General features: G+C 69.5%; 23 protein-coding genes. 5 read left to right on the top strand and 18 right to left on the bottom strand.

Features of this window, described 5'->3' with window-relative positions; all coding sequences use genetic code 11:
• Window positions 1-16: 16 nt before the first annotated feature.
• Window positions 17-868, bottom strand: coding sequence for an SDR family NAD(P)-dependent oxidoreductase (locus PSS76_RS05905; protein WP_013416978.1), 852 nt, complete (start codon window positions 866-868; stop codon window positions 17-19).
• A gap of 186 nt (window positions 869-1,054) precedes the next feature.
• On the opposite strand from PSS76_RS05905, the gene PSS76_RS05900 reads away from it, so the two are divergent.
• The gene (locus tag PSS76_RS05900) at window positions 1,055-1,354 is read left to right on the top strand and encodes a hypothetical protein (RefSeq protein ID WP_005518144.1); all 300 of its coding nucleotides are present in this window, start codon (window positions 1,055-1,057) and stop codon (window positions 1,352-1,354) included.
• 2 nt (window positions 1,355-1,356) lie between these two features.
• Entirely contained in the window at window positions 1,357-1,899 is a 543-nt protein-coding gene (locus tag PSS76_RS05895) for a GNAT family N-acetyltransferase (RefSeq protein WP_005518143.1), read from the top strand.
• Here the strand turns inward: PSS76_RS05895 and cds1 are convergent.
• From cds1 to PSS76_RS05875, 4 genes are read right to left on the bottom strand one after another with little or no spacing between them, the layout of a single operon-like run.
• Entirely contained in the window at window positions 1,896-2,990 is a 1,095-nt protein-coding gene (cds1, locus tag PSS76_RS05890; RefSeq protein WP_005518142.1) for an L-cysteine desulfhydrase Cds1, read from the bottom strand. The genes PSS76_RS05895 and cds1 overlap by 4 nt on opposite strands.
• Entirely contained in the window at window positions 2,987-3,340 is a 354-nt protein-coding gene (locus tag PSS76_RS05885; RefSeq protein WP_022597497.1) for a DUF4229 domain-containing protein, read from the bottom strand. The genes cds1 and PSS76_RS05885 overlap by 4 nt, the downstream gene beginning before the upstream one ends.
• Window positions 3,341-3,373: 33 nt before the next feature.
• Window positions 3,374-3,571 (bottom strand): hypothetical protein, encoded by a 198-nt coding sequence (locus PSS76_RS05880; RefSeq protein ID WP_005518140.1) that lies wholly within the window; start codon window positions 3,569-3,571, stop codon window positions 3,374-3,376.
• A 31-nt stretch (window positions 3,572-3,602) separates the two neighbouring features.
• Window positions 3,603-3,809 carry a hypothetical protein gene (locus tag PSS76_RS05875; protein WP_005518138.1) on the bottom strand — a complete coding sequence of 69 codons (207 nt, stop codon included), beginning with the start codon at window positions 3,807-3,809 and terminating at the stop codon, window positions 3,603-3,605.
• Window positions 3,810-4,213: 404 nt separating this feature from the next.
• On the opposite strand from PSS76_RS05875, the gene PSS76_RS05870 reads away from it, so the two are divergent.
• Window positions 4,214-4,426, top strand: coding sequence for a BldC family transcriptional regulator (locus PSS76_RS05870; RefSeq protein WP_005518137.1), 213 nt, complete (start codon window positions 4,214-4,216; stop codon window positions 4,424-4,426).
• An 81-nt stretch (window positions 4,427-4,507) separates the two neighbouring features.
• Window positions 4,508-4,729: a hypothetical protein gene (locus tag PSS76_RS05865; RefSeq protein WP_005518136.1), complete on the top strand. Its 222-nt coding sequence runs from the start codon at window positions 4,508-4,510 to the stop codon at window positions 4,727-4,729.
• Between the two features lie 109 nt (window positions 4,730-4,838).
• Here the strand turns inward: PSS76_RS05865 and ccsB are convergent, their stop codons facing one another.
• Genes ccsB through hemL form a run of 6 tightly spaced genes read right to left on the bottom strand, consistent with a single transcriptional unit; the run spans window position 4,839 to window position 11,025 of the window.
• Window positions 4,839-5,813: a c-type cytochrome biogenesis protein CcsB gene (gene ccsB / locus PSS76_RS05860; protein ID WP_084968916.1), complete on the bottom strand. Its 975-nt coding sequence runs from the start codon at window positions 5,811-5,813 to the stop codon at window positions 4,839-4,841.
• 2 nt (window positions 5,814-5,815) lie between these two features.
• Window positions 5,816-7,507, bottom strand: a complete 1,692-nt coding sequence (locus tag PSS76_RS05855) for a cytochrome c biogenesis protein ResB (protein WP_041674418.1) — start codon at window positions 7,505-7,507, stop codon at window positions 5,816-5,818.
• A 14-nt stretch (window positions 7,508-7,521) separates the two neighbouring features.
• Window positions 7,522-8,349 (bottom strand): cytochrome c biogenesis CcdA family protein, encoded by an 828-nt coding sequence (locus PSS76_RS05850; RefSeq protein WP_005518133.1) that lies wholly within the window; start codon window positions 8,347-8,349, stop codon window positions 7,522-7,524.
• The gene (locus tag PSS76_RS05845; RefSeq protein ID WP_005518132.1) at window positions 8,346-8,960 is read right to left on the bottom strand and encodes a TlpA disulfide reductase family protein; all 615 of its coding nucleotides are present in this window, start codon (window positions 8,958-8,960) and stop codon (window positions 8,346-8,348) included. Before PSS76_RS05845 ends, PSS76_RS05850 begins: the two co-directional genes overlap by 4 nt.
• Window positions 8,957-9,634: a histidine phosphatase family protein gene (locus PSS76_RS05840; protein ID WP_005518131.1), complete on the bottom strand. Its 678-nt coding sequence runs from the start codon at window positions 9,632-9,634 to the stop codon at window positions 8,957-8,959. The genes PSS76_RS05845 and PSS76_RS05840 overlap by 4 nt, the downstream gene beginning before the upstream one ends.
• Before the next feature lie 56 nt (window positions 9,635-9,690).
• Entirely contained in the window at window positions 9,691-11,025 is a 1,335-nt protein-coding gene (hemL, locus tag PSS76_RS05835) for a glutamate-1-semialdehyde 2,1-aminomutase (RefSeq protein ID WP_005518130.1), read from the bottom strand.
• A 148-nt stretch (window positions 11,026-11,173) separates the two neighbouring features.
• Between hemL and PSS76_RS05830 the strand changes: the two genes are divergently transcribed.
• Entirely contained in the window at window positions 11,174-13,096 is a 1,923-nt protein-coding gene (locus PSS76_RS05830; protein ID WP_084968917.1) for an acyl-CoA dehydrogenase family protein, read from the top strand.
• Here PSS76_RS05830 and PSS76_RS05825 read toward each other — a convergent pair.
• The 7 genes from PSS76_RS05825 to PSS76_RS05795 all read right to left on the bottom strand — a co-directional run bounded on the left by PSS76_RS05825 (window position 13,090) and on the right by PSS76_RS05795 (window position 19,671).
• Complete coding sequence (locus tag PSS76_RS05825; protein ID WP_084968918.1) at window positions 13,090-13,896, bottom strand: putative protein N(5)-glutamine methyltransferase; 807 nt, start codon at window positions 13,894-13,896, stop codon at window positions 13,090-13,092. The two genes, PSS76_RS05830 and PSS76_RS05825, sit on opposite strands and share 7 nt — an antisense overlap.
• A 260-nt stretch (window positions 13,897-14,156) precedes the next feature.
• On the bottom strand, window positions 14,157-15,068 hold the full coding sequence (locus PSS76_RS05820; RefSeq protein WP_044991344.1) for a cyclase family protein: 912 nt from the start codon (window positions 15,066-15,068) through the stop codon (window positions 14,157-14,159).
• 12 nt (window positions 15,069-15,080) lie between these two features.
• Window positions 15,081-16,250, bottom strand: coding sequence for a PQQ-dependent sugar dehydrogenase (locus PSS76_RS05815; protein WP_022597506.1), 1,170 nt, complete (start codon window positions 16,248-16,250; stop codon window positions 15,081-15,083).
• Between the two features lie 111 nt (window positions 16,251-16,361).
• Window positions 16,362-16,832 (bottom strand): hypothetical protein, encoded by a 471-nt coding sequence (locus PSS76_RS05810; protein WP_064079792.1) that lies wholly within the window; start codon window positions 16,830-16,832, stop codon window positions 16,362-16,364.
• Between the two features lie 108 nt (window positions 16,833-16,940).
• Window positions 16,941-17,174: a hypothetical protein gene (locus PSS76_RS05805; protein ID WP_005518121.1), complete on the bottom strand. Its 234-nt coding sequence runs from the start codon at window positions 17,172-17,174 to the stop codon at window positions 16,941-16,943.
• A gap of 125 nt (window positions 17,175-17,299) precedes the next feature.
• Window positions 17,300-19,468, bottom strand: coding sequence for a heavy metal translocating P-type ATPase (locus PSS76_RS05800; RefSeq protein WP_337455979.1), 2,169 nt, complete (start codon window positions 19,466-19,468; stop codon window positions 17,300-17,302).
• A complete protein-coding gene (locus tag PSS76_RS05795) occupies window positions 19,468-19,671 on the bottom strand; it encodes a heavy-metal-associated domain-containing protein (RefSeq protein WP_013416994.1) in 204 nt (67 codons plus the stop codon). The genes PSS76_RS05800 and PSS76_RS05795 overlap by 1 nt, the downstream gene beginning before the upstream one ends.
• Window positions 19,672-19,694 lie beyond the last annotated feature (23 nt).

The following is a 19,694-nucleotide window of genomic DNA, read 5'->3' as shown; positions in this document are numbered from 1 at the left end:
GGACAGTGGTTTTCGTTCACGGATTGCGGGGCCGGTTGGTCCAGCCGCCCTCGGGCTTCGGGAACCACCCGCCCGCCGCGAACGTGCCGCCGTCGACGTGGACCGTGGTGCCCGTCGTGTAGCGGCCCAGATCCGACGCCAGGAACAGCGCGGAACCGGCGACGTCGTCCGGCTGCCCGGGTCCACCGAGCGGAGCCCACGTCGGCCACTTGGTCCACTCCTCCTCCGACAGCCACTCGCTGTACGGCACCTGGACCGACTCGATGAGGTCGGGGGCGATCGCGTTCACCCGCACCCCGAGGTGCCCCACCTCGACCGCGAGGCTGCGACTGAACTGCGTCACGGCCGCCTTGTACGCCGCGTACACCGAGTGCCCGGGAATCGCCCGATGCGCCTCCACGGTGGTGAGATTGATGATCGCGCCGCCGCGACCGCGCTCGGCCATCCCCGGCAGGACCGCATGCGTGAGCCGCAGGACGTGATCGAGGTTGATACCGCCGATCTCGGCCCAGAACGCGGGTTCGGTCTCCGCGAACGGGCGGGGCGGGCGCAGGAAGTGGCCCGCATTGTTCACCAGGACGTCCGGAGCGAACTCGACGATCCGCGCGGGCACCGCGGCGTCGAGGACGTCGTACGCGAGGACCTCGATCGCGCCGCCGGCCGCCGGATCGAACTCGAGTCCCCGAGCCGCGTCGGCATCGATGTCGGCGACGAGGACCTGCGCTCCGTGCGCCGCGAACGAGCGGGCGATCGCGGCACCGATGCCGTGTGCACCGCCGGTGACGATCGCGCGCTTGCCCGCGAGCAGCGGGCCGGGGCTGAACGCCGGCCGGGACGACGGTGCTTGCTGGGTGTCTTCTGACGACACGGTTCCTCCTCGATTCGCGGGCGGGCGCTCGGCCCGATGGCCATGATCGACGGCGGATTGCGCTGTGCGTAGGCGCTTTCCCGGCCATCGAGAAACAGCCCGCGCGGGTTCTGCCGACAGGGCGGAGAGCGCACTGTCGTAGCCTCGAATCGAACGACCCTCACACCGGAACGGGAGTACCTCACGATGCTGAACAAGACCGCCACCTCCGCCCTCGCCGCAGCCGGACTCGTCGGCGGCTACACCGTCGCACGGCAGACCGGCAACCGTCAGCTCGGCGGCGTGGTTCTCGCGGCGGTCGGCGGTGTCTGCACCTACAGCTGGGCCAAGAGCTCCGGACCGGGTCGGGCCGCAGCCCTGCTCGGCACCTACGTCGGCGCCTTCGGCGGCTCGCACCCTCTGGCCAAGAAGATCGGCGCGTGGCCGTCCGTCGGCGTCGTCGCGGCCGGCACCGCGATCGCGTCGCAGGTCGTCTCCAAGGGCTGAGAGTGATCCGCCTCGCCGAGCCCGCCGACCTGGCGTATCTCCCCGGGATCGACGTCGCCGCCGGCGCCGTCTTTCGCGACGTGGGCATGGCGGCTGTCGCCGACGACGACCCGCCTCCGCTCACGTGGTTCGAGACGCACGTCGCTGCGGGCCGCGTGTGGGTGTGGGGCAAGCGCAAGCAGCCCCCGGTCGCCTTCTGCCTCGTCGAGGTGGTGGACGGCACCGCCCACATCGCACAGATCTCGGTCCACCCCGATCATGCGCGACGCGGGATCGGCGCCGCCCTGATCGCGCACCTCGACCAGTGGGCACGTGATCGCGGGCTGCCCGAGGTGACGCTGACGACCTTCCGGGACGTGCCCTGGAACGCGCCGTACTACGCGCGACTGGGATTCGAGGTCGTCGCCGACGAGGACCTCGGGCCGGGACTGCGGGCCGTGCGCGAACTCGAGGTCGAACGCGGCCTCGACCGCTGGCCGCGGGTCGTCATGACCCGCCACGTACCCATCGAGGCACCCGCCGGAACGGACCCCGCGGAGGGCTAGGCCGTCCAGCGGCCGGTCGCGGTGAACTCGGCGAGCACCGCGGCCGGCCCGGCCAGGTCTATGCCCTCCGACGCGACCCAGTCGTCGTCGAAGTAGGTTCCGGCGTACCGCTCTCCGCCGTCGCACAACAGCGTGACCACGCTGCCGCTGCGCCCCCGCTCGAGCATCTCGGCGACCAGACCGAACGCGCCCCACAGATTGGTGCCGGTCGAGCCGCCCACCTTCCGTCCCAGCACGTCGCTCGCGTGACGCATCGCGGCGATGGAACCGGCGTCGGGCACCTTCACCATCCGGTCGATCACCTGGCCGATGAACGACGGTTCGACACGGGGGCGGCCGATGCCCTCGATCCGGGAGCCCCGCTCGAACGTCGGGGCGGTACCGCAGTCGCCGCTACGCCAGGCGTCGAAGAACACCGAGTTCTCCGGATCGACCACGCACAGCCCGGTGTCGAGCTTGCGGTACCTCAGGAAGCGTCCGATGGTCGCGCCCGTTCCACCGGTGCCCGCACCGACCACGATCCACTCCGGGATCGGGTGATCCTCCTGCTGCAGTTGGGTGAAGATGCTCTCGGCGATGTTGTTGTTCCCGCGCCAGTCGGTCGCACGTTCGGCGTGAGTGAACTGGTCCATGTAGTGGCCGCCGGTCTCGACGGCCAGGCGCTGGGATTCGGCATAGATGCTCGACGGGTCGTCGACGAAGTGGCAGCGTCCGCCCTGCGCCTCGATCAGTGCGATCTTGGCGGGGCTGGTACTCGCGGGCATGACGGCCACGAAATCCAGTCCCAGCAGCTTCGCGAAGTACGCCTCGCTCACCGCCGTCGATCCGGACGACGCCTCGATCACCGTCGTGTTCTCACCGACCCAGCCGTTGCAGATCGAGTACAGGAACAGCGACCGCGCGAGGCGGTGCTTGAGGCTGCCGGTGATGTGGGTGGACTCGTCCTTGAGATAGAGCTGTACGTTCCACTCCGGCGGAAGCGGGTAGCGGAGCAGATGCGTGTCGGCGCTGCGCTGTGCGTCGGCCTCGATCAGACGAACGGCGTTGTCGACCCAGGCCCGCGAGCCCCGACGGTCGAGAACGGCCGTCACCGCCGATCCTCACCCCGGAGCTTGGCGTGCAGGTCGGCCTTGTCGGCTCGGCGCTGCGCGTCGACTGCGGCGATGTCCAGGTTGACCCTCTTGCGAAGCTTCGCGAACAGCACCAGCGACAGCGGCAGCGCGATGAGGACCGCGAACAGCGCAGCCACGATCAGCGGTACGTCGACCCCGATCGCCTTGCCGCCGAACAGGATCACGACCGCGAGCACCACCACGAGGCCGAGCCTCGCCACCGAGTAGAGGGCGACGTCACGGACCAGCGTTCCGGTCGTCACGGCACCGGCGGGTCCGGTGCTGTCGCTGCGGGCCTGATCAGGACGGTTCTGCGCTGCTTCACTCACACGACCAGGGTACCGACCCGACCGGCGCCGTCGTCAGAAGACCAGTGGCAGGACTCCCGGCCCCAGATTGTTGAAGGTCGAGCCCCAGTCCACGACTCCGAACGTCGCCATGAGGTTGCCCCAGTTTCCCGTCACCACGGCGTTGCCGATGGTCGCGCCCTGCTGGAATGCCTGGTAAATGGCCTGGATGACGGTCGCGCCGGCGTTGGGGCCGATGAATCCTGTGATCACGGGTCCTCCTTCGTAACTCGACGAATGGTCCTCATGCAGGTGGTGGCGGCAATGGGGCGGTGTTGTTGCTGATGGTCGAGCCGAGATCGAGTGTTCCGATCGTCGTGACGACGTTGACGAGCCCGCTGGTGAGTCCCGTCATGATCGCGTTCCCGAACGTCGCTCCCTGCTGGAAGGCCCAGTAGACGCTGTCGATGACGTTCGTCCCGAGGAGCGGACCGAGGTTCTCCGCGAGCATGCACATCCCCCTCCCGGCCCGCGTGGAGAACGGGCCGCTACCGACGGTTCCGTGAGACGCGATCCCCGACACCCGCGTCCCGCACTGCCACCCCTGAATGTCGACCTCGTCGCGCTCCGATGCCTCATCCGGATGTCCGATCGGACCCTTTGGCGTCGAGGCAGACAGGGGCCACCATAGGGGCCGGCGGTGGGGTTCGTACCGGATTGCCGATTCCGGAGACCAGCTTGATACCCATGAGCCCGGGTAGTCCGATTTGTCTATTACCTCCGCTTTACCAACTTTAGATCGTTCGAGTACCTGGGGGGTTGAGTGCCACTATGTCGAAGCCGGTCGACAAACGAACCGGTCCCGAATCTCCCCCCGGCCGACCGTCCTGGTGGGCCCCGAACCTTGGAGGATCGATGAGCGCACCCACCTATAACGGCGCCAAGGAAGCCCTGCTGACCCCGGGCCAGGTCGCCGCACTGTTCCATGTCGACCCCAAGACCGTCACCCGTTGGGCGCACGCAGGCCGGCTCGGATCGCTGCGTACCCCCGGAGGCCACCGGAGGTTCCGGGAGGCCGAGGTGATGGCACTCCTCTCGTCCCTGACCACCGAGGCGCACCACAGCTAGTGCCGGGGTCCGGAACTTCGGACACCAGGTGGATGCCGGGAACACCCGGACACGGCTACCCTCGTAACCAGGAGGTGCACCGTGATCTACCTACTGGCGCTCATCGGTCTGGTGACGCTTGCGGTCCTGTTCTGGAAGGCGTTCGGCCCCACACCCACCACCGCGGCACGCGGGGGCGGCAGGGGCGGTAGGGCTGTCGGTCCCGACGACGACCCCGAGTTCCTGTGGCGCGTGGACCGCGAGAACCACCGCCGCCACTCGGACCGGCCCGGTAGCGATACCCCCACCGATCCCGACGCCTAGGCCACGCGAGAACGCAACAAAAGGAATCGGCCGCTGTCTCACAGCGGCCGATTCCTTTTCGCTTTTTCCACCCCTCGCTTGCCGGGGTCCCGCGCCCGAGCGGGGCAGATCAGGTGAGACCCGCGTAGGAGTGCAGACCCGAGACCACCATGTTGATGATGAACAGGTTGAAGAGCATCGCGACGAAGCCGGCGACGTTGATCCAGGCCGCCTTGGTGTCGCGCCAGCCCGACGTGGCGCGGGCGTGCAGGTACGCCGCGTAGATGACCCACGCGATGAACGAGACCGTCTCCTTGGGGTCCCAGCCCCAGAAGCGTCCCCAGGCCGCCTCGGCCCAGATCGCGCCCAGGATGATGCCGGCACCGAACAACGGGAACGCGACGATCGTCGACTTGTAGGCGAGTCGGTCGAGAGTCTCGGCGTTGGGCAGACGCTGCGCGATCTTGCCGAACGGCCCGTCGCCCTCCTCGCCCGCCGGGAACTTCATGCGGTACAGGAACAGGATGCTCGCGACGCCGGAGACCAGGAAGATGCCGCTGCTGACGCTGATGATCGTGACGTGGATCGGCAGCCAGAACGAGCGCAGGGCGGGTACGACGGGTGCCGCGTCGGCGTAGAGAACGGTCGCCGCGAGGAACATCAGGATCAGGACCGGCACCAGCATGAAGACCCAGAGATCGGCCGTCTTGCGCAGTGCGACGAGACCGGCGACGATCGCCGCCGCACACGCCATCGTCACGAACTCGTACATGTTGCCGAGCGGGAACCGCTCGGTGGCGAACCCGCGCAGCACGATCGACGCGATGTGCAGCACCGCGCCGACGACCAGCAGCGCGTAGCCCATGCCGCCGAGCTTCTCGGACCACGTCTTGCCGGGCTTCTCGACCACGCGGCCGGGCACGAGATCCGCCGTGGCGACGGCACCACCGGTGGCGCCCGCCGCGACGAGCTCACGGTCCTGGACCGCGCGGGCGCGCATCGAGGCGTACCGGGCGATGAGCAGCACCGTCGCGAGCGCGTAGATCGCGAAAGCCGACTCGAACGACCAGTCGCTGTAGCGAGCGAGTGTCTCGTTGATCGTCATATTCATCTCCTGCGCGTCGCGCGCTCGTCGTCCAGCAGTCGGGTGCACAGCCGATCGAACTCGTCGCCCCAGCCGGCCTGATCGGTTCGGGCGAGTCCACCGAGCTCTACTACGGTACGTCGTTCACCCTCGGCCAATGTAGCCGACACGGTGTCGGCATCCTTGCCGGGGCCGGTCGCGGGATAGATCCGGACCCACACACGACGTCTCTTGATCACCAGCGAGACCAGCAGGCCTGCCATCATCACGATCGACGACACCAGCACCCACTGCTGCGCGGGGTCGTGCGAGACCTGCAGATTCACGAAGTCGACGGCACCGTCGAACCGCACCTGCGTGCCGTCCGCGAGGGTCTTCGACTCGCCCGGGAACAGGTTCACGCGCTCCTGCTTGACGAGCCGACCCTGGTTGATGAGCTCCTTGTTCAGCGAGAACAGACTCTGCGGGTTGCCGGTGTCGAGACCGGTGTCGCCCTTGTAGATGTCGATCGCGACGGCCGGATCGTTCATCGCCGGATAGCCCGACGACAGCAGATTCCCGTGGAACACCGCGGTCGGGGCGAACAGACCCTCGATGGCGATCTGGTTCTTGCGGCGTTCGTCCTCGTCGGCGTACATGCCGCCGGGGGGGTCGAAGCGCATGGCACCGCTGGACAGGAACGTCGTCGCGTCGTCCGGACGCCACTGCAGCGTCTCGGTGCGGGTCTCGCCGTTCGGGAACGTCACGGTGAACGTCGGCGCGTAGCCGTGGCCCTGCAGGTAGACGCGGTCGCCGGCGACCCGCAGCGGGTGGTTGACCTTGAGCTGCGCGTCCCGCCAGGTGTTCGACTCGAGGTCGTCGCCCGACTGGTAGGAGATGTTCGACGTGAACATCTCGGCCTGGCCGTTGTCGAGGTAGTCCGCGGTGAAGTCCTTCACTCGCACACACAGCGGGGTCATTCCGGTGCCGTCGCGCTCGTTGCCGGCGCGGAAGGAATCGAAGACCGCGGGTGAGGTCGTGCAGAGGCCGGCTCCGTCGTTGGCGATGACGATCACGTTGCCCTCGTAGCTGTTGAGCTTGCCGACGGCCAGCGAGACCAGCAGCGCCACGAGCGAGAGGTGGAAGACCAGGTTGCCCGCCTCGCGCAGGAAGCCCTTCTCCGCGGAGAGGGTGATCTCCTCGGGGTGCTTGGCGCGGGCGCCGCCGACGCGCTGGACGACGCGCCATCCGCGCAGTTGCCCCCGCACCCGCTCGGCGACCGCTTCCGGATCCTCGTCGACGGTCTCGCTGCGGTGGTGCGGCAGCCGGCCGAGGTTGCGCGGCGCCGCCACCGGCTGCGTGCGCAGCGCCTTGGCGTACTCGACGCATCGCGGCAGGATGCAGCCGACCAGCGAGATGAACAGCAGCACGTAGATCGCGGTGAACCAGTAGCTGCCGAACACGTCGAACAGCTCCAGCTTGTCCATGATCGGACCGAGGGTGGGCCGGGCCGCGATGTAGTCGTTGACCTTCCCCTCGTTGAGGCTGCGCTGCGGCAGCAGCGCGCCCGGTATGGCCGCGAGCGCCAGCAGGAACAGCAGCACCAGCGCGGTCCGCATCGACGTCAGCCCGCGCCACGTGTTGCGGGCGAGAGCGGCGGCGCGGCCACCGGCCGACTGCCGCGGCGGGCGAGGCGGATTCGTCGGGGCGTCGGCGGGTGTGCCGCCGTCGCTCACTGTGTCTCGAACCGTCATATCGGCAGGGTCACCTCCGAGATAAATGCGTCACGGACCCAGCCGACGAACTGGTCCCACGCTCCGGTGACCAGCGCGATGCCGACAGCCACCAACATGATTCCGCCGATGATCTGGATGGTCCGGGTGTTTCGACGCAGCCAGCCGACGCCGCGCAGCGCGCGCGCCGAACCGAGCGCGACGATCACGAACGGCAGTCCCAGACCGAGGCAGTACGCCACGATCAGCGCGACACCCCGGGCCGCGGTCGCGCCCTCGGTGCCGGACGCGACCGAGATGACGCCCGCGAGCGTCGGGCCCAGGCACGGCGTCCAGCCGAGGGCGAACACACCGCCGAGCAGCGGGGCGCCCGCCAGGCTCGAGATGCGGCGCGGCTCCATCCGCGTGTCCTTCTGCAGCGCGGGGACCAGGCCGATGAACACCAGGCCCATCACGATCGTCACGACACCGCCGACCCGCTGCAGCACGTCGCGGTTGAGGGCGAGCGCCTCGATCGCGCCGAACACCGACACCGTGGCCAGCACGAACACGACCGTGAAGCCCGCGACGAACAGTCCCGCCGCTCCGGCCACCCGCAAGCGTCCGTCGCGCAGCGTCCTGGTGCGGGTGGCGGCTTCCGCTTCCGACACGGCGGGAGCGTCGGCGCCGACGACACCGGCCAGGTACGACAGGTAGCCGGGCACGAGCGGGACGACGCACGGTGATGCGAACGACACGAGGCCCGCGAGCACGCACGCGCCCAACGCGAGCAGGAGCGGTCCACTCGCCGCCGCCGACTGGAAGCTGTCGCCGACACCTGCGAGGAGGACGGTATCGGCGGTCATCCCTGGTCCTGCGGTTCCTGCGCGATCCGCTCCACGACCGGTTGGAGATCCTCGACCAGCAACTCCTTGAGGAACACCGCGGCCACCCGGTGCTCGCGGTCGAGCACGATCGTGGTGGGGATGACGCTGGTCGGGTAGTTCTTGCCGAGGGTGAGGAGCGTCCTCATCTCGGGGTCGTAGATGGACGGGTAGCCCACCTTGTTGTTGACGACGAAGTCCTGCGCCTTGTCCTTGGTGTGGTCCCGCACGTTGATCCCGAGGAACTGGACGCCCATGTCCTTGGTGTTCTCGTAGACCTTCTCGAGATCGTCGGCCTCACCACGGCACGGTCCGCACCACTGGCCCCACACGTTGAGCACGACGACCTGGCCCTCGTAGTCGGTGAGCGACGTGGTCTTGCCGTCCGTCATCAGGTCCTCGCCGGACACCTTGCCGACGGCGCCGCGCTCGGACGGCGGATCGTAGAACAGTTCGGTCTTGCCGCCGGGCGAGACGAAGACGAACGTGCCGCCCTGCGCGACGGCGTCGTCACCGGTGGCGCAGCCCGCGACGGTGGCCGCGACAACCAGCGAGCACGCCGCGGCCGCCAGTCGGAGGGACGGGAACTTCATGCTCCGGTCACCCTCGGGTCCGACGATCCGGCCGGCTCGGAGTAGACGATGTCGACGAGGGTGTCGCCCTCGTAGACCAGGGACGTCAGGGATGCCAGACCGCACTGACGGTTGCGGGGGTCGTGCCAGAGGCGCTCGCCCTGCAGGAAACGCCGCAGCGTCCACACCGGCAGCTGGTGGCTCACGCACACGGCCTCGTGGCCGACCGCGGCGACACGCGCGGTGTTGACCGCGGCGAGCATGCGGTGCGCGATCTGCAGGTAGGGCTCGCCCCACGACGGCGTGAACGGGTCGCGCAGCTTCCACCAGTGCCGGGGGCGGCGCAGCGCACCGTCGCCGACGGCCACCTTGAGGCCCTCGAAGTCGTTGGCGGCCTCGATGAGGTTGGCGTCCGTCGCGATCTGCAGGCCGTGCTTCTCCGCGATCGGCGCAGCGGTCTCCTGTGCGCGCTGCAGCGGCGACGCGACGACGTGGGTGATGTCGTGGTCCGCGAGCGCCGACGCGACGGCACGGGCCTGCGACTCGCCGTTCTCCGACAGCCGGAAGTTCGGGAGGCGTCCGTAGAGGATGCCGCTCGGGTTGTGGACCTCGCCGTGCCGGAGCACGTGAACGATGGTCCGGGTCTCGGAGTTGTCGGAGGTGTCGGCAGCGCTCGCGTTGTCGGCGTCGGTCACGGTGGTGGTCCCTGCGTTTCGGTCGGTCGGCCGGTGTCCGGTCGATCCGGGTCTGGTCAGTTCTGGGCTGCGGCGGCGGCCTTCGCCGCGTGCGGTGCGGCGTCGGCGATCTTCGAGAAGGCGTCGTCGTCGAGGGCCGACGAGACGAACCATGCCTCGAACGCGCTCGGCGGCGCGTAGATGCCGCGCGCGAGCAGAGCATGGAAGAAGTCCGGGAAGCGCCACGTGTCCGCGGCCTTGGCCTCGGCGTAGTTGGTGACGGGGTTCTCGGTGAAGAACACGCTGACCAGCGTCCCGGCGTACTGGACCCGGTGCGGGACGCCCTCGGCGGTGAGCGCGTCACCGAGCAGCGTGCCCAGGGTCTGCGCGTTGCGCTCGAGCGCGGCGTAGACGGCGTCGTCGGCGGCGCGCAGGTTCGCCAGGCCCGCGGCGACGGCGACGGGGTTACCGGAGAGCGTGCCGGCCTGGTAGACGGGGCCGGCCGGGGCGAGCTTGGCCATGACGTCGGCGCGACCGCCGAACGCGGCGGCCGGGAGGCCACCGCTCATCACCTTGCCGAACGTGTAGAGGTCACCGGCGACGCCGTCGCGGCCGTACCAACCGGAACGGCTGACGCGGAACCCGGTCATGACCTCGTCCATGATCAGCAGCGCGCCGTGCTCGGAGGTGAGTGCGCGCAGGCCCTCGTTGAAGCCGGGCAGCGGCGCGACCGCGCCCATGTTGCCGGCGGCGGCCTCGGTGATGACGCACGCGATCTCGCCGGGATTCGCGGCGAACGCGGCGCGCACCGCCTCGAGGTCGTTGTAGGGCACGACGATGGTGTCCTCGGCCTGCGCGCCGGTCACACCGGGCGACGTGGGCAGCCCGAACGTGGCCAGGCCCGAACCGGCGTCGGCGAGCAGGGCGTCGACGTGGCCGTGGTAGCAGCCGGAGAACTTGACGATCTTGGACCGGCCGGTGAAGCCGCGGGCCAGCCGCACGGCGCTCATGGTGGCCTCGGTGCCCGAGTTGACCAGGCGGACCTGCTCGACGGGCGCGACGCGGGAAACGATCTCCTCCGCGAGCGCGATCTCGCCCTCGGTGGGGGCACCGAACGACAGACCGGTGGTCGCGGCCTTCTGCACGGCCTCGACGACGGCCGGATGCGCGTGTCCCAGGATCATCGGACCCCACGAGCACACCAGGTCGACGTAGTCGTTGCCGTCGACGTCGGTGAGGGTGTAACCGGACGCCTTCTCGATGAACCGGGGTGCGCCGCCGACCGAACCGAACGCCCGAACGGGGGAATTCACGCCGCCCGGGATCACCCTGGACGCCCGGTCGAAGAGTTGGGCGGAACGGGCGTCACGAAGATCGGGTCCGAGGCCGGACCCGCTGGAGGCAGCAGTCACGGTTTCCAGTGTCCCAGTTCTGTCGAGTTTGCCAACGACAGGGTGTAGGAGGTGGCCGGAATCACATCGGCTCGATGTGTCCGTTCACGCAGGTCGGGTGCCGGGCAGTTCCCGGGCAGGACCCGCCGGACCGCATTACCGTCGGGTCATGGCGACCACTGCGGATCATCTGCGAAGCACCCTCGACGGCCGATGGGCGGAGGTGCGCGAGAAGGCCCGGATCGACCTGTCGACGGACGAGTTCCGGCCGCACTACACCCCCGACATCGCGCAGGCTCGGGCGAAGACACTCGAACAGATGCGGGTCCTCGCGACCGGCGGCTTCGTCGACCGAGGCTTCGGCGTCGAGATCGGTAGCGGCGCGGACCCGGGCGCGGCGGTGACCGCCATCGAGATGCTCGCGATGTCGGATCTGTCGCTCATGGTGAAAGCCGGCGTGCAGTGGGGTCTGTTCGGCGGCGCGATCGAGAACCTCGGCACCGAGGACCATCACGCCGAGTTCCTGCGCCCGATGATCGACCTCGAGTTACTGGGCTGCTTCGCGATGACCGAGACCGGGCACGGCAGCGACGTGCAGAGCCTCGAGACCACCGCCACGTACGACGCCGCCACCGACGAGTTCGTGGTCCACTCCCCCACCCCGTCGTCGCGCAAGGACTACATCGGCGGCGCGGCCGAGCACGCCCGCGTGGCGGCGGTGTTCGCGCAGTTGGTGGTCGGGGACGAGTCGCACGGCGTGCACTGCCTGCTCGTGCCGATCCGCGACGCCGACGGCAACGACCTGCCCGGGGTGACGACGTCGGACTGCGGCCTCAAGGGCGGACTGCCCGGAGTCGACAACGGGCGCATCATGTTCGACCACGTCCGGGTGCCGCGGACCAACCTGCTGAACCGGTACGGGTCCGTGGACGCCGACGGCGTGTACTCGTCGCCGATCGAGAACGAGAACCGCCGCTTCTTCACGATGCTCGGCACGCTCGTGCGCGGGCGGATCACGGTGGGGGGCTCGGCGGCCGCAGCGGCGCGGGTCGCCCTCACGATCGCCACCCGGTACGCGTTGCAGCGCAAGCAGTTCAGCGCGCCGAGTGGGGACGACGCGACGCCGGATCCCGAGGTGCCGATCATGGACTACCTGGTCCACCAGCAGCGCCTGCTCCCGCACATCGCCCGCGCCTACGCACTCGGGTTCGCGCAGAACGAACTCGTCGCGAAGATGCACGACATCCAGACCGCCGACGAGGTCGACTCCGCCGAGCAGCGCGAACTCGAGTCGCGGGCCGCGGGGCTCAAGGCCGCGAACACGTGGCACGCCACGCGGGCGATCCAGGAGTGCCGGGAGGCGTGCGGCGGTGCCGGTTATCTCGCCGAGAACCGCCTCACGGCCCTCAAGGCCGACACGGACGTGTTCACCACCTTCGAGGGCGACAACACGGTGCTCACCCAGCTGGTCGCGAAGGAGCTCCTCACCAAGTACGCCGACGAGGTGCGCGGGATGAGCCCCGTCGAGTGGATGGCGTTCGCCGCCAGCGCTTTCGGTGACGCGGTCCGTTCCCGTACGGCAGCGCAGCAGATCATCCAGACGATTCTCGACACCCGCCAGGACAACGAGGAGGACGGCAGCCTCTTCAACCGCGGCACCCAGTTGACGATGATCGAGGACCGCGAGGAGTATCTGCTCGCGACCGCCGCGCGGCGCCTGCAAGCCGCCCGCAAGCGTGAGGACGACCCCTTCGACGCCTTCAACTTCGTGCAGGACCATGTGCTGCACGCGGCCCGCGCCCACATCGACCGGGTGGTGCTCGAGGCGTTCATCGCGGGCATCGACGAGTGCGAGGACGAGGCCGCGCGCGACCTGCTGAGCGAACTGTGCGACCTGTTCGCGCTCACCGTGATCGACGACGACAAGGCGTGGTTCATGGAGCATCGCCTGCTCTCGGTCGAACGCGCCAAGGCGGTCCGCCGCGGCATCAACGAACGCTGTCGGACGCTGCGCCCGCACGCGGCCACCCTCGTCGACGGCCTCGGTGTGCCCGACGCCCTCGCGGGCGCCGCCATGCTCGACGGTCAGTAGTCAGCCGGCCGCATTCCCACGACCACGGTGGCGTCCAGCTCGTCGGAATGGACGATCTGCGCGAGAAGTCCTGCGCGCGTGAATATCCCGACCGAGCTGGACGCCTGGTGGATGCTGGTCTCCACCAGCAGACGCCCGCCGGGGCTCAGCCAGCGCGGCGCCGCTTCCGCGACGGCCCGCTGAACGTCGAGGCCGTCGGGGCCGCCGTCCAGCGCCGCACGCGGTTCGTGATCGCGCGCCTCCGGCGGCATCAGCGCGATCGCATCGCTGGGCACGTACGGGACGTTGGCGACCACGACGTCGACGCGTCCCCGCAGTTCCTCGGGCAGTGCGTCGAACAGGTCTCCCTCGTGCACGTGCCCGCCGACCGGTTCCACGTTGCGGCGCGCGCACCTGACGGCGACGGGATCGAGGTCGGCGGAATGGAGTTCGACACCGGGTGAATCGGCAGCGATCGCGACTCCCACCGCGCCGGACCCGCAGCACAGGTCGACGACGACGTCGCGCTGATCCACCAGTGCCGCAGCCTCTTGCACCAGAAGTTCGGTCCGTCGACGCGGCACGAACACGCCCTGTTCGATGTCGATTCGCCGGCCGCAGAACTCGACCCAACCGAGGACGTGCTCGAGGGGCACACCGGCGGAGCGACGTTCGACCATCCGAGCCAGGTCTCCGGCGCGCGCCGCCTCCGCGACCAGAAGGCGCGCCTCGTCTTCGGCGAACACGCATCCGGCCGCGCGCAGCGTCGCAACGACCGTCGCCGGCGCGAGATGCGGAATGTCGGGTTCCGGAGTTCGCACGAAACGCCTTTCGAGATACCGAAGAGGCTCGTCCGGCGAGACTACCGCGGCTCGCGGCGCTTCTCCTTACGATTCGACCCAGCCCGACCCGCCGCGACCCACCCCGCCCGTCCCGCGTTTTGCGCACTTATCGCGGGTTCCCGGGCACAGGTCCCGCGTTTTGCGCACTTATCGCGGGCTTCCGGGCGCAGGTTCCCGCGTTTTGCGCACTTATCGCGGGATTCCGGGCGGGTGAGCTACCGGGCCTACTGCCTGTCCGGTCAGTCCACGAACGCCAGCACCCGGCACGGCCCGCCGGATCCGCCGCGATGCTTGGGCGCCCCGACCACCACGGTCGCCCCTGCCGGCGGCAGCGCGGACAGGTTCGCGAGGGATTCGATGCCGTACTTGCCCGCGCCGAGGGCCGCCACGTGGGCGCCGTAGGTGCGGCTGCGCGCGGCGTCCAGGCTCAGTGTGTCGACGCCGATCGCCACGATGTCGCGTTCCTCGACGAGGAAGGAGACCGCGTCGGGGTCGAATCCCGGCGAGTGCGGGGTCCCGGTCGCATCCAGGCCCACGTACTTGCGCGGGTTGGCGACATGCGCCGCCCAACCGGAGTTCATCGCAATCAGTGATCGGGCGGGCAGCCGCCCGTGTGCGCGTTCCCACGCCTCGATGTCGGCAACCGTCAGCACCGCGTCAGCGTCGGTGCGGGCTCGCTCGGAGATGTCCACGACGGCGATGGGCGCGACGAAGTCCTCGATCGGTAGTTCCTCGACCGTGCGACCGCCCACGATTTTGTGGGCGGGCGCGTCGATGTGGGTTCCGACGTGTTCGCAGTACGAGACGCGGTTGACGTGGAACTCGCCGCGCGCCGGGCCGGACGATCCACCCAGTACACCTGCGACGGAGCCGAGCGGGCTCGGATCGATCACGACGACCGGTGCCATCGTGAAGGCCTCGCTCCCCGGCCACACCGGGAAATCGGGAGTGAGAGTATGCGTGAGATCGACCACCGAGCGCGCCCGGATCGAGATCGCAGGCTCTGCGGGCGTGGCCACAGCGGCGCGCGGAGCCAGTACCCCGCCCAGTGCCGCCAGGCCTGCGGCGCCCAGGAGTCCCCGTCGGGTCACCCTCGGCCCGCCCTCCCCGATCGTCCGGTGCACATGCGTCATCACCTCGGGAGCACACACGACCTACTGCTCCTACGACGTGGTGGGAGCGACGCGGAGCACCTTGTCGCCGGTGCCGTTGTCGGTGGTCACGAGCAGGCTGCCGTCGGGCATCCGGGTGGCCGACCGGAGGCGCCCCTGATCGGTGAGCACGGAGTCCGTCTCCGTCACCGCTGTTCCGTCCGCGGTCAGCTTCAACAGCAGCATCTCCCGGCCCTGCTGGGTGGTCACGGCCAGTGCGCCGTCCCACTCCCCCCATGCGGCGCCGGAGACGAAGGTGCCGCCCGGGGTGGCGAGAGTGGGCGCGCCCGAACTCCACACCGCGGCGACCGCGCCGGGAACACGGACCGGATCGGTCATCGGAACGCTCTCGTCGTAGATGAACGGCGCCCGATCGGGTCGATAGCCGTAATTGTTTCCGGCATCGAGCAGGTTCACTTCGTCGTCCCGGCTGGTGCCCTGCTCGATGCCGTAGATACGCCCGGTGCCCGGCTGCAAGGCCAGGCCCTGCACGTTCCGATGCCCGAGCGTGAAGACCGGACTGTCCGGGAACGGGTTCCCCGCCGCGGGTGAGCCGTCGGCGTCGACGTGCAACACCTTGCCGCCCAGCGAGTTCCGATCCTGCGGGACCGTGGGGCTCGCAGTGTCCCCCGTGCCGATGTAGAGCGTGCCGTCCGGATGCGCGAGGATTCGGCATCCGCCGTGGCGACCGCCCGCACCGGTCGGAATCCCCGTGAGAACAACCCCGGTGCGGGTCAGCGTCGTCCACTCCGGGTCTGCCGTCCACGACACGACGCGGATGTCGGTGCCGGCGTCCGCGCTCCCGAGCGAACCGGCCCCGAGCGAACCCCCGCCCGCTTGCCGGTGTCCCTGACACGTGTAGACGGTGCGACTCGTCGCGAAATCCGAGGCGAGCGCGATACCCATCAGCCCGGTCTCGCCCTCCGCGTACAGGTCCGACAGGTCCGCGGTCATCTCCCCGACGGTGCCGTCGGGACGCTTGACGACGAAGCGTCCGGCACGTTCACCCGTGAGGATCGCGCCGTCGGGCGCGACCACTACGTCCCAGGGCTTCGCGAGGCCGTCCATCACCGTGGTGACCTGAAGTGGCGGCGCCGGTTCGGCACACGCTGTCGGCGCGACCCCGATTCCGATGATCGCTGCCGCGACGGCAGCTCCTGCTCCGAGCGTCGACCTGCGCACGAAAGACCCCTCCCTGTCTGCCGGTGATGTGCTGCTCACCCTACGCGGAGTAACCGACGCGTCGGTCCGAAGCCGGCAGACGATCCGACGGCGGCCGCAACGAGCGGGCGATCAGGAACAGGCGGCCACAGCCATGTCGAGGATGCGCGAGGCCTGCTCGTCGGACGGAACCGTCGTGCCGTTGGCCGCGAGACCCTTGACCGCTTCCTTCAATTCGTCGTCGGTCGCACCCTTCTCGCGGAGCGCGCACGTGTCCTCGGTGATCGCCTTGATCGAGTCGTCGTCGCGATCGGTCGCCAGATCCGAATACGAGGCACGGAAGGTGGCGACGAACGCCGCCTGCTTGGCACTGTCGACGGCGTCACCGGCCTGGGAGGCCACGCTGGACGCAGCACTCGACGCCGAGCTCGCCATCTCGGAAGCCTTGTCTCCGAGGTCGTCCGACGCCGACGAGGCGGTCGTCGTGGCCGACGCCGTCACCGATGCGTCGGTCGAGTCGTTGTCGTCGTCGCTGCACGCTGTGGCGAAACCGACTGTGGCAGCGGCGATCATGATTGCGGAGGCGATCCTGTTCCTGTTCATGACGTCGAGTCTCGCACCGCTGGGGCATTTCTGCCGGGCAACGGACCCCGACGCTCGATCGACCCGTAACAGTCTGCACCGCAACCAATTCCGAAAACGGCCGAACGTTCAGCGGGAGGGCAGCAGGAGTGCCGACGCCGCGACGACAAGGGCGGTGAGCGCGACGACGGTGACGGCTTCGAGGACCGAGCGCCCCAGCAGCATCGTCACGGCGCCGGGCACCACCGACGCGGCCACACCGAGCAGCCAGCCCGGCGTGGACGCCGGATCCTCGTCCGTGGCCGAGTCCTCGGCCCACGACAGCCCACGATTCGCGGCAACCTGCGTTCTCACCGAACTCATCGGCGGCAACCTCCCGAACGGACGACGACGGTCCCTGGCGACCACTGCGGTGCGGGACCCTGCACAGGTTCGGTACCCACTGCCGACCGGTTCCATACCTGTGATGTCGTCCGGACCGGTCTCGGTCAGCGGAAACGCCGCAACCGCAGACTGTTGCCGACGACGAACAGCGACGACAGCGCCATTGCCAGGCCTGCGATCATCGGGTTGAGCAGTCCCGTCGCCGCCAACGGGATCGCCGCGACGTTGTAGGCGAACGCCCAGAACAGGTTTCCCTTGATGGTGGCGAGTGTGCGCCGAGACAACCGGATGGCGTCGGGCACCGACCGCAGGTCGCCGCGCACGAGTGTCAGGTCGCTCGCCTCGATCGCCGCATCGGTGCCCGTACCCATCGCGATCCCGACGTCTGCAGTGGCGAGCGCTGCGGCATCGTTGACGCCGTCGCCGACCATCGCCACGGCGCCGTCCTCGCGCAGTCGGGCGATCGTCGCCGCCTTCCGGTCGGGCAGCACCTCGGCGATCACCCGGTCGATGCCGACCTCACGCGCGACGGCGGTCGCGACGGCCTCGCTGTCGCCGGTCAACAGGACCGGTGTCATCCCGAGACCGCGGATCTCGCGGATCGCCTCTGCGCTGGTGGGCTTGACGGCGTCGGCGACCACCAGCGCGCCCCGTACCCGGCCGTCCCACGACACGATCACCGATGTCCGGCCGTCGGGCAGCCGGCTCTGCACCTCCGCGGGAACGGCGCCCTGGGCGCGTCCGACACGGACGTCGTGACCGTCGACGACACCCTCGACGCCGACACCGGGGCGGTTCACGAATCCGGTGACGGTCAGCGGTGCCGGCACCGCGCGCACGATCGCCTGCGCGACCGGATGCTCCGACCCGGATTCGACAGCCGCGGCCAGCGCCAGCACCCTGTCCCGATCCTCCCCCCGTGCCGCGATCACTTCCTCGAACTCCATCCGGCCGGTGGTGACGGTGCCGGTCTTGTCGAGGACGACGGTCTCGATGCGTCGGGTCTGCTCGAGCACCTCGGGGCCCTTGATGAGGATTCCCATCTGGGCGCCGCGCCCGGTGCCGACGAGCAGCGCGGTGGGTGTCGCCAGACCGAGCGCGCACGGGCACGCGACGATCAGGACCGCGACCGCGGCGGTGAACGCCTCGGTGGCCTGATGTCCGAGGAGCAGCCACACCGTGAGGGTCGCCGCCGCGATGGTCAGCACTACCGGCACGAACACCGCCGAGACCCGGTCCGCGAGACGCTGCGCGTGCGCCTTGCCGCTCTGCGCCTCGGTCACCAGTTTCGCGATGTGCGCCAATCGGGTGTCGGATCCGACGCGGTCGGCCCGCACCGTGAGCAGGCCGTCGGTGTCGAGCGTGCCCCCGACGACGGTGTCGCCTTCGCCGACCTCGACGGGTACGGACTCGCCCGTGAGCATCGAGGTGTCGACGGCCGCGCGACCGCGCACGACTTGCCCGTCGGTGGCGATCTTCTCCCCCGGCCGCACCACGAACTCGTCGCCGACCCGCAACGCCGACACCGGAATCCGCTGTTCGACGCCGTCGCGCAGCACCGACACGTCCTTGGCGCCCACCTCGAGCAGGGCGCGCAGCGCGGCTCCGGAACGACGTTTGGCCCGCGACTCGGCGTACCTGCCGGCGAGCAGGAAGGTGGTGACCCCGGCGGCGACCTCGAGGTAGATCTGCCCGGAGGGATCGTGCGCGCCGGGCCGGAACGTGAACGCGTGCGTCATCCCGATGCGCCCGGCGGTACCGAACACCAGCGCCCACGTCGACCATCCGTACGCGGCGAGCGTGCCGAGCGAGACGAGGGTGTCCATCGTCGCCATCCCGTGCCGGGCGGTGACGGCGGCGGCACGGTGGAACGGGTAGCCGCACCAGAACACGACCACGGTGGTGAGGGCGAACGCGATCCACTGCCAGTAGTCGAACTGCAGCGACGGGATCATCGACACCACGACCACCGGCACCGATGCGGCGGCCGCGATCGTGAGCCTGGCCCCGAGGCGGTCGCGACCCTCGTCCGTCTCGACCGGCTCCTCGGGAGCCGCCACCGCGGCCGTGTATCCGGTCTTCTCGACGACGTCGATGAGATCCTGCAACGGCATGCCGTCGGGATACTCGACGTGCGCCTGCTCGGTGGCGTAGTTGACGGTGGCGGTGACCCCGTCGAGTTTGCCGAGCTTGCGCTCGATTCGTGCCGCGCACGACGCGCACGTCATGCCCCCGACGTCGAGTTCGACGGTGCGCGGTGCGGTGGTGGTCACTACAGGACCAGTTCGTAGCCCGCCTCGGTCACTGCCGCGGCGACGGCAATGGTGTCCAGCGGGGACTCGCTCTCCACCACGACCCGGCCGGCGTCGACGTCCACGTCGACGCTCGTGACTCCGGACAGTTCGCTGATCTCCTCGGTGACCGCGGCCGCGCAGTGCTGACAGGTCATGCCCTTGACGAGGTACGTGTGTTCCATCGAAGACCTCCCGATGTTCAGAA

The sequence above is a fragment of the Prescottella sp. D32 genome, assembly GCF_037287305.1.
In the GTDB taxonomy this organism is placed as follows: domain Bacteria; phylum Actinomycetota; class Actinomycetes; order Mycobacteriales; family Mycobacteriaceae; genus Prescottella; species Prescottella equi.
Note: the sequence above shows the minus strand (reverse complement) of the source record. Positions and strands in the feature narration are given on the sequence as shown.

Bases quoted from the DNA above. Each gene is read 5' to 3' on its own strand.
- PSS76_RS05900 (WP_005518144.1), top strand. From the start codon at position 1,055: ATGCTGAACAAGACCGCCACCTCCGCCCTCGCCGCAGCCGGACTCGTC.
- PSS76_RS05875 (WP_005518138.1), bottom strand. From the start codon at position 3,809: ATGCTCGCGGAGAACCTCGGTCCGCTCCTCGGGACGAACGTCATCGAC.
- PSS76_RS05870 (WP_005518137.1), top strand. From the start codon at position 4,214: ATGAGCGCACCCACCTATAACGGCGCCAAGGAAGCCCTGCTGACCCCG.
- ccsB (WP_084968916.1), bottom strand. From the start codon at position 5,813: ATGACGATCAACGAGACACTCGCTCGCTACAGCGACTGGTCGTTCGAG.
- PSS76_RS05850 (WP_005518133.1), bottom strand. From the start codon at position 8,349: ATGACCGCCGATACCGTCCTCCTCGCAGGTGTCGGCGACAGCTTCCAG.
- PSS76_RS05845 (WP_005518132.1), bottom strand. From the start codon at position 8,960: ATGAAGTTCCCGTCCCTCCGACTGGCGGCCGCGGCGTGCTCGCTGGTT.
- PSS76_RS05830 (WP_084968917.1), top strand. From the start codon at position 11,174: ATGGCGACCACTGCGGATCATCTGCGAAGCACCCTCGACGGCCGATGG.
- PSS76_RS05810 (WP_064079792.1), bottom strand. From the start codon at position 16,832: ATGAACAGGAACAGGATCGCCTCCGCAATCATGATCGCCGCTGCCACA.
- PSS76_RS05805 (WP_005518121.1), bottom strand. From the start codon at position 17,174: ATGAGTTCGGTGAGAACGCAGGTTGCCGCGAATCGTGGGCTGTCGTGG.
- PSS76_RS05795 (WP_013416994.1), bottom strand. From the start codon at position 19,671: ATGGAACACACGTACCTCGTCAAGGGCATGACCTGTCAGCACTGCGCG.